Raw genomic sequence first — 11,263 nt, forward strand, 5'->3', positions numbered from 1 at the left:
CGATTCCGTTTGAAAGTGCACACGAATATTTATGGTGCTTACGCAGGCGCGCTTCACGAATCAGGCGAAGCAGGGTTGCGCATTCCCGAACCGACGAAGCATCAAGCAGATCTCATTCTTTGCTCATTTTCAGCATGTACGCTCGAATCTCAAGGCAAGCGTCAATTCGCCTGTCCGTTGAGTTTTCGCCATCCATGCGCGCCCTTTCGATACATGACGAGGTCCGCGCCACACCGGATATGGGAGGCATCATGCTGGTACCTGTTATTGATATTTCTGCTCTCTACGAGGATGACCCGAAAGCCTGGCGTCGAGTGGAGGAGAAGCTGTACGAAGCGCACTCCACCGTGGGCTTTTCGATTCTGACCGGCCATGGCGTGCCGGCGCGGATGATGGACGACCTGTTCGAAGCATCGGCGAGGTTCTATGCGCTGCCGCTCGAACAGAAACTCGCGTATCGCTTTGGTGCGAATCTGCGTGGCTATCTGCCGCTCGGCGCGTCGACGCTGATTCGCTCAACCTTGGGCTCCGCGCGTATGCCGAATCACAGCGAGTCGTTCATCGTGCTCAATGAGCTTGACGAGACGCTCAGCGAACAGTGGTTCCGTTCCGCAGTGGGCGGGCACCAGATATGGCCGCGCGACCCGAAAGAGTTCGAGATTGTGGTGCGGCGCTATCGTGCAGCGATGACACGGGTCGGCGAGGTCATCGTGCAATGTTTTGCGTGCATGCTCGGCTTGAGTCGCGACGGTCTCGACGGTCACTTCGCTACGCCGAATCCGATCTTGCGTCTATTGCACTATCCGCCGCTGCCGGATCGCGAAGCGAATCAGTTTGGCTCGGCGCCGCACACCGACTACGGGTGCTTGACGTTCGTCGCGCAGGATAGCGTCGGCGGCCTGCAAGTGAGAGCCGCAGATGGCAGCTGGTTCGACGTGCCGCCCATCGAGCACGCGCTCGTGCTGAACACCGGGCAGGTGATGGAGGCATGGAGCAGCGGCGCGCTGAAGGCGACGCCGCACCGCGTGATCAATCATCCGGAGAAGTCGCGTTACTCGATCGGCTTCTTCTACGATTGCGGATTGAACACGCGCGTCGTACCCGTGACATCGATGAACGATGCACTATGCGATTGCATGCCTCAGCCGAAAACCTACGGCGAACATCTGGAAACGATGCTGCGCGCCAACTACGCATTTACAGGCTGATGAGTGTGGGCGCAACAGCATCGCAGCGGGTCAACGCTTCAGGCCAACGCTTATTGCGTCACCGTGTCGATCCGGCCGAACAGGCCGGACGTCGCGCTGGGGCCTGCGGCAAAGAACAGCGTGTTGGTCGACTGATTGCCGACGCCATTGCCGAAGCTGAGGCCCCACAAGCCCTTTTGCAGGAACGGCTGCCCATTGCCCAGCGTCAACGCGCCCATATCCTGGCCGCTCGTCGGATCATATGCCTCGATCTCGCCTGAGCCGAAATTGCCGACCAGCATCATGTTCGACAATGAGCCGAAGTTGGACGGTGCGAGCACCATGCCCCAAGGCGCGTTGAGCACACCGCCGTTATTGACGACGCGCCGTACGAAGTTGCCGCTCAGATCGTATTCGTCGAGAATGCCGAGGCCTGCGCCAACCACCTGGGCGGCTTTCGCGGCATTCTGCTGCGCGTAGGTGACGAACACGTTATTGCCGAGATGCTGAATGCCGAATGGCGCAAAGCCGGTCGGCAAGGCGGGGTCGGTGAACTGGCCGGCGGGCTGGATCTTTTTGAACTGCGCGTCGAACATATCGACCTTCGCGTTATGGAAGTCCGTCGCATACAGCATGTTCTGACCGTTGACAGTGACCATCGTCACGCCTTTGTAGTTGGCGCCGCCGGCCGCGTCGTCGTACGCGGTGACCGCTTCGGTCGCCAGCACGTTGGGCGACCACGCGGCAATCGTGCCCGCTTCGGTTGCCCAGATAAATACCGCTTTGCTGCTTGCGCCGTTCGAGCTGATCACGAAGTCCGTCGTCGGATTGAAGATGATGCCCGTCGGACTGGCGGGCCCGTTGGTGCCGGCGGGAATCGAGACGACGAGCGACTGCGCGTTGCCGCTGCCATCGAATAGTGAGGATTTTTGAGCGTTGTTATCGGAGACCCACATGGTTGCGGTGGGGTTGAAGGTCACGCCCCACGCGTTCTGCAAGTCCGCATCCGCCTTCGTGGCGATGACGCTGCCGTCGGAGGCGAGCAGTGTTTCGTTGAAGGTGGTCTGTGGCGGTGAAGCGTGTCCGTCTCCGCCGCCGCCGCACGCGTTCAGACCCACAGCCAGACCGATAGCCAGCGAAGCCGATGCGACTGCAAAGAGAATGTCTTTACGGGTTATCACGCGAATCTCCTGAATTGAAGGTGTTATGAGCATTGCCGGGCTTGTCATCGCAACGGTCGGGACGCAGGCCTAACCATTCCGGCAACACGGAGGGGCGGTGCGGCACTTGCATAGCAACCCTATGCAATACATGGCACTTTCCAGAACAGCATCAGGAGAAGCTTTATTCCTGGAAAATGGAGCGAGCGTTCGATCGTGAACTTGTTGAACGGATGAAAGGGTGTGCACCCAATGCGGAAGGCCGCATGCCGGCGACCGGTGAGGAGATACGGGATCAAGGCGATTTCACGGTCGATCCGGCGATCATGCGAAACAGCGTGGCAAAAAGGTACTCAGCATCCGACACGGATTCGCCACACGAATCGGCTAAGTTCGCTTGCACATTCGCGGGTTCTCCTTTGCGCGCGCGGGGAGCACGCATCGGGTCGAACGGACTCGCGATGAAATGAGATTCCACCGATCCGACATGAGCGAGCGATGCGTACCAAGCAAACGGCCGGCATGATGTACGCGCGGCGCGGCAGCGTAAAGATGACCATCACGGCGATGCACGGCTTTACGCTGATCGAGGTGCTGGTCGCGCTCGCAATTGTCGCAATCGCGCTTGGCGCGGTGTTGAGAGCAATCGGCGCGCTTGCGGCGGATACCGACTCGGCGCGCCAGCATCTGCTTGCACTGTGGAGCGCGGACAACGCATTGAGCGAACTGCGCATTTCATCGGCCTGGCCGCCGCCTGGGCAAACCACCTTTGCCTGTCCACAGGGCGCTTACCGGTTTGTTTGCCGGCAAGCGGTGACGGCGCTGGCGAGCCCGCTCGTGCGTCAGGTCACGGTAAGTGTGTATCCGTCGGCGGCGAATCGGATCGTGCTGGCTGAAGCCGTGACGGTGGTGCAAGATGAGGCGCGCCATTAGACCGCCGCGCGCCGTTGCGCGCACCGCCGGCTTCACGCTGATCGAGATGCTGGTTGCGATCGCGCTGCTTGCGGTGATTGCGGTGCTGGCGTGGCGCGGACTCGATGCGACCGTGCGCGGCCGCGACGACGTCACGGCCAATCTCGCCGAAACACGGCTGCTGGGCCGTTACTTCTCGCAACTGCAATTCGACATGATGAATCTCGTCACGGCGGATGAGGTGTTCGGGCCGCCGTTGAGGATTCGTCGCGATGAGCTTGTGTTGATCCGGCATCTGGGCGTGGGGAACGCTCCCACGCAGGTGCAGGTGGTTCGGTATCGGTTGAAGGATCACGAGTTGATGCGTAGCGCGTCGCAGCCGTTGTCCTCGCTGTCGCAGCTCGCAGATGCGCTGCACCATATGGACGACTTTGCCAGCGTGGTGGCCAGTGACCGGGCGACCGGCATGCAACTGGCGGTCTGGGTGCCGCAGGTTGGATGGACGTCGGATCAGAAAGCGGTCGACAACAGCTATGCGCTGTTCCTCGAAAAGCACGGCATCAGCAACGGTACATCGGTGGGCATGCCGCTGCCGCGCGGTATCCGCTTCGTTGTGACAATCGGTACGCCGCCGGTCGAGTTTGTGCGCACGCTTCCGATCGGACAGTAGCGAGGCTGCGCGGTCCGCGCGAAGACCGTCTGCCCTCAGTCATACGCACATAAGCCGTGCTTGAGCGCCGGTGAACCATTGACCAATGGTTCCAATCCGATTGCGGATAGTTGCGCACGCATCGTCCGTTGTCCACCGACGTTCCAGTTTATGCCCAGCCATGGCGCATCCGCACGCTTGCCATAGAGCGACGGTGCGGTCGCGTAGCCGCTAAAAAAAGCTTAACGCGATGTGACATCAAGTCTGCATGCGCTTCTCCAACGCGCGGCAAAATGGTCCGTAACATTCGTCACACGGGTGTTACTCCCTGTCCGCTAGTCTGAACGCTCAGATCGAGAAGCGGCACTACGCTCGCGCTGGTCTGTGCTCACTGTGTCGCAACAGAATCAGGAGGCGGGCATGGAGGTCGACCAACCAACGGGCACGCGCACGGGCGCGTTCGTACCGACGGACGCGGCGCGGCGGCAAGCTGCCGCGCATTTTTCGCGGGCAAGGGATTTGCACGGCACCGGCAAGTTTGACGACGCCGCGCGCGAATATGCAGCCGCGCTTGCGGTGCATCCGGATTATCCGGAGGCGCTGCATCTGTTCGGCGTGTTGGAGTTCCAGCGCGGCAATGCGGCTGCGTCGGAAGCGCTGCTGCGGCAGTCGGCGGCGCTTGCCGCGGAGGCGAACGCGGTATCGGATCTGGGCGCGGTGCTGGCGGCGAATGGCAAAGCCGACGAAGGCATGGCGCAACTGGAGCGCGCGTTGCAGCTGGACCGCAACCATGTGCAGACGCTGGTCCGCCGCGCCAATATGCTGATGGGCCTGCGCCGCTATGAAGAGGCATTGGCGGGCTACGACCGCACGCTTGCGGTGTCGCCGTTGACGCTCGATGCGCTTTGCAATCGCGGCGCCGCGTTGCGCGCGCTCGGGCGGCTTCAGGAAGCGGTGGAAAGCTACCAGCGCGCATTGACCGTCGATGCGCGCTCGTTCGAATCGTTCTACAACCTCGCGAACGTGCTGCGCGATTTGCAGCGCAACGCGGAGGCGCTGCAAAACTACGATCACGCGCTGGCGATCGTGCCGAATCACGCCGATATTCTTTCAGCGCGCGGCCGCACGCTGGTCGATCTCGGCCGCGCGCGCGAGGCGCTCACAAGCTTCAACGAAGCGATCGCGACGCGGCCGGATTTCGTCGAAGCGATCTACAACAGCGCGGTGGCGCTCGAACGGCTAGGGCGGGCGGAAGAGGCGCTGCAACGTTGTGACCGCGTGCTTGCGCTGGAACCGGATCACGCGAAGGCGCTGGCCGCGCGCGGCAATGCGCTGCTGCATCTCACGCGTTACGAGGAAGCGGCCGAAGCCTACCGGCGCTCGCTCGAACTCGAACCGGGCGCGGTGGACGCACTGTGTAACCGCGGCACCGCGTTACGCCATCTGGAGCGGCACGAAGAAGCGCTGTCGAGCTACGAGGCGGCGCTTGCCGGCAGCGCGAATTTCCCTGAAGCCTGGTGCAATCGCGGCAATGTGCTGCAGGACCTGCATCGCTACGAAGAAGCGATGAACTCTTACGACCGCGCGATTGCGACCAGTCCAAAATACGCGACCGCGTGGTTCAACCGGGGCAATGTGCTGCTCGAAACGGATCGTCTCGACGCCGCGATGCAGGCGTATGACAAGGCCGTTGCGCTCGACCCGAACTATACGGATGCGCACTTTGCACAGGGCTTCATTCACCTTGTGCAAGGCGAGTTTGCCAGCGGCTGGCCGAAATACGAGTGGCGTTTGCGCGACCCGAAGTCCGAACACAGCCGCCGCGGGTTTGCCCAACCGCGCTGGACCGGCGAGCAGCCGCTTCAAGGCCGCACGATTTTGCTTCACGCGGAGCAAGGTTTCGGCGACACCATTCAATTCTGCCGCTATGTCGAACGCCTCGCGGACGCAGGCGCGCGCGTGGTGCTCGAAGTGCAGCCGGCGTTGCAGTCGCTGCTTGCACCGCTGCGCGGCGCCGCGCAGGTGATCGCGGCGGGCGACCCGCTGCCGGCGCACGACTATCAATGTCCGCTGCTCAGCCTGCCTTTCGCATTCAAGACGGATCTGGCGACGATTCCGGCCGGCACGCCGTACCTTCACGCAAACCCCGAGCTGATGGCGTCGTGGGCCGAGATGCTGGGTGCGAAGCGTCGCATGCGGGTCGGCGTCGCGTGGTCGGGTAATCCGGAGCATCGCAACGACCGCAACCGCTCGATGGAACTCGCGACGCTGCTGCCGCTGCTGGATCTCGACATCGAGTGGATCAACTTGCAGAAGATCGTGCGCGGACGTGACATCGCGGTGCTCGAAGCGTCGCCGCTGCGGAATTTCGATGCGGATATGCGCGACTTTTCGGATACCGCCGCGTTGATGGAATCGCTCGATCTCGTGATTGCGGTGGATACCGCGGTGGCGCACCTGGCGGGTGCGCTCGATCGCCCTGTGTGGATCTTGTTGCCGCATCTGGGCGAATGGCGCTGGCTGCGGGAGCGCGGCGACAGCCCGTGGTATCCGAGCGCGCGCCTGTTCCGGCAACCGGCGCCCGGGCGTTGGCAGGACCTGATCGGCACCGTTCGGCAAGAACTGGTACGGCTGTTGTAGCGGCAAACGCTGAGGCAACAGCGAGGCAACTTCGGAGCAACTGCGCACCGCAACTGCACGAATCTGTACATGCGCAACTCTGTGACGTCCGACGAGAGGATCATCGATGGTGTCTGAAGCGGAAACAACGCAAAAAACGCAAGGCGGTGCGCACGCGCAGCCTGCCACGGGGTTAGCGGGAGGAGTCGCATCCACGGCGCTTGACGGCGCGCTGAAGCGCGCGCGAACGTTGCATGAGCGAGGCGCGCTGGACGATGCGGAGCGAGGATATCGCGACGTGTTGCTGGCGCAACCGGAGCATGCGGAGGCGCTGCATTTGCTGGGCGTGCTGTATTTTCAGCGCGGACGGATGGAAGAAGCCGACGAGGTGCTGTGCCGGTCGATTGCATGCGAGCGGTCGGCGTTATCGCTCGCGAACCATGCGTCGGTGCTGGTGAGCCTCGGGCGGCGGGAAGACGCGTTAAAGCAGCTGGATGCCGCGTTGCAGGTCAATCCCGCTCATCCGCGCGCATTGCTGTTGCGTGCGGGTTTGCTGGCTCAACTGGGTCGTTACGACGAAGCGCTGGCCGCCTATGACCGGCTGCTGGAACTCATGCCCACCGCCGTCGACGTGTTATGCAGCCGCGCCGTGGTACTGATGGCGCTCAATCGTGCTCAGGAAGCGCTGGATACGAGCGAGCGGGCTTTGAGGCTCGATCCGCGCTCGTTCAATGCGCATCGGCAACGGGGGCATGTGCTGCGCGATATGCGTCGCTTCGTCGACGCGCTCGACGCCTACGGCCGCGCACTGTCGATTGTCCCGAACAGCGTTGAAGTGCTGCTGATGCAAGGCTTGACGCTCGCGGATTCCGGCCGTCTGGACGCCGCGCTCGGCAGCATGAACGAGGCCATTGCGGGCCAGCCGAACTACGTCGACGCGATTTACAACAGCGCCGTGGTGCTCGAGCGGCTGGGCCGTTTCGATGACGCGCTGGCGCGCTGCGACCGGGTGTTGGCGTTGGACGCCCGGCATGCTTCCGCGTTAGCCAACAAGGGCAACGTCTTGCACAGCCTCGAACGGCACGAAGAAGCGCTGGAAAGCTATCAAACTGCGCTCGAAATCGCGCCTTTGTCGATCGAAATGTGGTGCAACCGCGCGCGGACACTGGTCGACTTGAACAGGCTGCCCGAAGCGCTGGAAAGCTGCGACCGCGCGATTGCCCTCGACGAGCAGTACAAACTCGCGTGGTTCTACCGTGGCCGCGTGCTGCAGCGGCTGCACCGTTATGAGGAAGCGATCGTCAATCTCGACCGCGTGCTGGCGCTCGACGCGGAAGACAAGGCCGCGCGTTTCCAGCGCGGCAACGCGTTGCGCTCGTTGATGCGGCATGACGAAGCGCTCGTCGAATACGACCGCGTACTGGCGCTCGACCCCGGCAATATCCCGACGCACTTCACGAAAGCTTTCGTTTATCTGCAGGCCGGCGATTTCGAACGCGGCTGGCCCGAATACGAATGGCGCTGGAAAGAAGAACAGGTGGGCACGTTCAAGAAGGCGTTCGCGCAACCGCTATGGCTGGGCGAAGAATCGATCGAAGACAAAACGATTCTGCTGCACGCGGAGCAGGGCTTGGGCGACACGCTGCAGTTCTGCCGTTACGTCAAGTTTGTCAAAGCACGCGGCGCGCGGGTTGTCGTCGAGGTGCAGCAGGCATTGAAGTCGCTCGTGGCGACGGTCGAAGGTGTCGACCAGATAGTGGGTCAGGGCGATCCGCTACCGCCGTTCGACGTGCACTGTCCGCTGCTGAGCCTGCCGCTCGTGTTCCGCACGAATTTCGCGTCGATACCGGCCGACGTGCCCTATCTGAAAGCCGACGACCAACGGGTCGCGCAGTGGCAGGCGCGCCTCGGCGCGAAGACCCGGCCGCGCATCGGCATCGCATGGTCGGGCAATCGGAACCATCTGGACGACCACAACCGGTCGATTCCGCTCGAAGCGTTGTTGCAAGGGCTGCCCGAGTCGGTCGCATGGATCAGCGTGCAGAAGCAGGTGCGCGCCGATGAACAGCGTTTGCTCGCGACGTCGAACGTGCGCGATGTCAGCGACGCGATGGGCGATTTCTCCGACACGGCCGCGCTGATGCAGTGTCTCGATTGCGTCATCTCGGTCGATACGTCGGTGGCGCACCTGGCCGGCGCGCTGGGCCGGCCGCTGTGGGTCATGCTGCCGTATCTGCCCGACTGGCGCTGGCTGCTCGATCGCGACGACAACCCGTGGTACCCGGGCGCGCGTCTGTTCCGGCAAACCCAGGCCGGCGAATGGCACGGCGTATTCGAACGGATCAGCGCCGCGTTGCAGTCCGCGCCATGGGCCGCGGCGCCGGCGGCGCTGTCGACCTGATGGAATCGATCGAACACGAGGCGAGCGATGAGACGCGACAGCGAGCGCAGCAATAGCGTGCCGGAAGTGCATGCGGGCCTGGCGGGCGAGCGGACAATGCTGATGCATTCGGCAATACGCAGTTCGCTGCAACGCGCGCACACGCTGCACCAGCAAGGCGCGCTGGCCGAAGCGCAGCAGTTGTACAAAGGCGTGCTGGCAATCGAGCCGAATAATACGGACGCATTGTTCCTGTTCGCCGCCGCATGCGATCAAAGCGGCGATGCGGCGCAAGCCGAGAAGTTGTACGCGCAAGGGTTGCGCTTCGAACGGCGCGTGGCATGGGCATTCGCGGGCTACGGCGCGGTGCTCGTCAAACTGGAGCGCTACGAAGCGGCCCTTGCGCCGATCGACGAAGCGTTGCGCCTCGACGCGCGACACGCGCCGGCACATGTCGCTTACGGCAACGCGATGCTCGGCCTCAAGCACTACGCGCAAGCCCAGCAGGCTTACGAGCGCGCGCTGACGCTAGTGCCGACGCTGGCGGAAGCGTGGAGCAATCGCGGCAACGCGCTGCGTGCGCTCGACCGCCCGGCGGATGCGCTGATCAGCTACGACCGCGCGTTGCAACAGGCGCCGCACAACTACGCGACGCATACCAATCGCGGCCACGCATTGCGCGACCTCGGCCGCTATGAGGACGCGTTGCGCAGCTACCGGCTCGCGCTCGTCGTCCGGCCACGCGTGGCGGCGCTGCTCTCGTTGTGCGGAATGATGTCGCTGATGCTGGGCCGCGGCGCGGCGGCGTTAGTCAGCTACAACGAGGGGCTCGAGATTACGCCGGACGACGTCGAGATGCTCTATCACAGCTGCGTCGCGCTCGATATGCTGCATCTTCATGACGAACTGCTGACGCGCTCCGAACGCATTCTTGGGTTGGAGCCGGGTCATGCCGGCGCCTGGCTCGGCAAGGCCAATGCGTTGCAGGCACTGCAGCGCTATGACGAAGCGGCCGACGCCTATGCGCAGGCGCTCAAGCTCGAACCCGATCTGCATACCGCGCTACGCAACCAGGGCTTCGCGTTGCGCACACTGGAGCGCCACGAAGAGGCGCTGCAGATGTACGACAACGCGCTTGCGCGCCTGGGTCCGAACGCGCAGTTGCTGTTCGGCCGCGCGAATACGCTGCGGCAATTGGGCCACTACGACGACGCGCTGGCGGGCTACGAAGCGTCCGTCGCAATCGAGCCGACAGATGCGGAAGGCTGGTCGTTGCGCGGCGGCGCCCTGCAGCAATTGCGGCGCTTCGACGAAGCGTTGCAGAGCTACCGCCGCATGCAGGAACTGGAGCCGGCGAAGGGACTGGGGTTTCTCGAGGAAGCGTATTGTCAGCTGCTGACCGGCAATTTCGCCGAAGGCTGGCTCAATTACGAATACCGTTGGGTGAATGCCGATACCGCGCGCTCGCACCGTCATAAGGACCGGCCGTTCTGGTCGGGCGACGAGTCGATTGCCGGCAAGACGGTGTTGCTGCATGCGGAGCAAGGCTACGGCGACACGCTGCAATTTTGCCGCTATGCGAGCCTGGTCGAAGCGCGCGGTGCGTCGGTCGTGCTCGAAGTGCCGACTCCGCTGAAGCCATTGCTCGCTTCGCTGCGCGGCGGCCACAAGCTGTTGTCGACGGACGAGCCGCTGCCGCCTTTCGATCTGCAATGTCCGTTGATGAGTTTGCCGCTCGCCTTCGGGACCGATCTGCACAGCATTCCCGTGCCCGTGCCGTATCTGTTCGCGGATGCCGCGCGCGTGAGCGACTGGCGGCAGCGGCTTCATGCACGCGCGCCGTCGGGCCGGCTCAAGGTGGGGCTCACGTGGTCGGGGAATGTGGGGCACAACAACGACCAGAACCGGTCCCTTAGCTTCGCTGCCCTCGCGCCGCTTTTCGCACTGGATGCCACCTTCGTCAGCCTGCAACAGCAGGTTCGCGAGCGCGACACGGCGGCGCTTGCGCAAAGCAGCGTGATTCATTTCGGCGCGGAGCTGCGCGATTTCGCCGACACGGCCGCGCTGATCGAGAACCTGGATCTCGTGATTTCGGTGGATACCTCGGTGGTGCACGCGGCCGGCGCGCTCGGCAAGGCGGTCTGGGTGCTGTTGCCGCGCATACCGGACTGGCGCTGGCTGTTGGAACGAAACGACAGTCCGTGGTACCCGACGGCACAGCTTTTTCGCCAGGACAAACCCGGCGACTGGCCCGATGTGGTCGAGCGGGTTGCGCACGAACTGTCGCGGCGGATCGCCGCGAACCGCCACGGATGACCGCGCCGCGCGGCTTGGCATGCGTCGCGGCTATATGACG

The 11,263-nt window shown here is 63.3% G+C and carries 7 protein-coding genes; 6 read left to right on the forward strand and 1 reads right to left on the reverse strand.

All coding sequences use genetic code 11. The features are described 5' to 3' along the window. Positions 1 to 251 precede the first annotated feature (251 nt). On the forward strand, positions 252 to 1,208 hold the full coding sequence (locus HV675_RS02405) for an isopenicillin N synthase family dioxygenase (protein WP_175109149.1): 957 nt from the start codon (positions 252 to 254) through the stop codon (positions 1,206 to 1,208). Positions 1,209 to 1,258: 50 nt separating this feature from the next. On the opposite strand, the gene HV675_RS02410 is transcribed toward HV675_RS02405, so the two are convergent. After that, entirely contained in the window at positions 1,259 to 2,368 is a 1,110-nt protein-coding gene (locus tag HV675_RS02410; protein ID WP_246270063.1) for a TIGR03118 family protein, read from the reverse strand. A gap of 501 nt (positions 2,369 to 2,869) precedes the next feature. Here HV675_RS02410 and gspI point away from each other — a divergent pair. The 5 genes from gspI to HV675_RS02435 all read left to right on the forward strand — a co-directional run bounded on the left by gspI (position 2,870) and on the right by HV675_RS02435 (position 11,223). Then, positions 2,870 to 3,280, forward strand: a complete 411-nt coding sequence (gene gspI, locus HV675_RS02415; RefSeq protein WP_246270073.1) for a type II secretion system minor pseudopilin GspI — start codon at positions 2,870 to 2,872, stop codon at positions 3,278 to 3,280. Continuing rightward, entirely contained in the window at positions 3,264 to 3,929 is a 666-nt protein-coding gene (locus HV675_RS02420; RefSeq protein WP_175109152.1) for a PulJ/GspJ family protein, read from the forward strand. The genes gspI and HV675_RS02420 overlap by 17 nt, the downstream gene beginning before the upstream one ends. 399 nt (positions 3,930 to 4,328) lie before the next feature. Continuing rightward, positions 4,329 to 6,548 (forward strand): tetratricopeptide repeat protein, encoded by a 2,220-nt coding sequence (locus HV675_RS02425; RefSeq protein WP_175109153.1) that lies wholly within the window; start codon positions 4,329 to 4,331, stop codon positions 6,546 to 6,548. A 106-nt stretch (positions 6,549 to 6,654) separates the two neighbouring features. Next, entirely contained in the window at positions 6,655 to 8,928 is a 2,274-nt protein-coding gene (locus tag HV675_RS02430; RefSeq protein ID WP_175109154.1) for a tetratricopeptide repeat protein, read from the forward strand. Between the two features lie 27 nt (positions 8,929 to 8,955). Then, positions 8,956 to 11,223, forward strand: a complete 2,268-nt coding sequence (locus HV675_RS02435; RefSeq protein WP_246270064.1) for a tetratricopeptide repeat protein — start codon at positions 8,956 to 8,958, stop codon at positions 11,221 to 11,223. Positions 11,224 to 11,263 lie beyond the last annotated feature (40 nt).

The sequence above is a fragment of the Paraburkholderia solisilvae genome (assembly GCF_902859875.1).
GTDB classification, from domain to species: domain Bacteria; phylum Pseudomonadota; class Gammaproteobacteria; order Burkholderiales; family Burkholderiaceae; genus Paraburkholderia; species Paraburkholderia solisilvae.

Bases quoted from the DNA above. Each gene is read 5' to 3' on its own strand.
- HV675_RS02405 (WP_175109149.1), top strand. From the start codon at position 252: ATGCTGGTACCTGTTATTGATATTTCTGCTCTCTACGAGGATGACCCG.
- gspI (WP_246270073.1), top strand. From the start codon at position 2,870: ATGATGTACGCGCGGCGCGGCAGCGTAAAGATGACCATCACGGCGATG.
- HV675_RS02420 (WP_175109152.1), top strand. From the start codon at position 3,264: ATGAGGCGCGCCATTAGACCGCCGCGCGCCGTTGCGCGCACCGCCGGC.
- HV675_RS02425 (WP_175109153.1), top strand. From the start codon at position 4,329: ATGGAGGTCGACCAACCAACGGGCACGCGCACGGGCGCGTTCGTACCG.
- HV675_RS02430 (WP_175109154.1), top strand. From the start codon at position 6,655: ATGGTGTCTGAAGCGGAAACAACGCAAAAAACGCAAGGCGGTGCGCAC.
- HV675_RS02435 (WP_246270064.1), top strand. From the start codon at position 8,956: ATGAGACGCGACAGCGAGCGCAGCAATAGCGTGCCGGAAGTGCATGCG.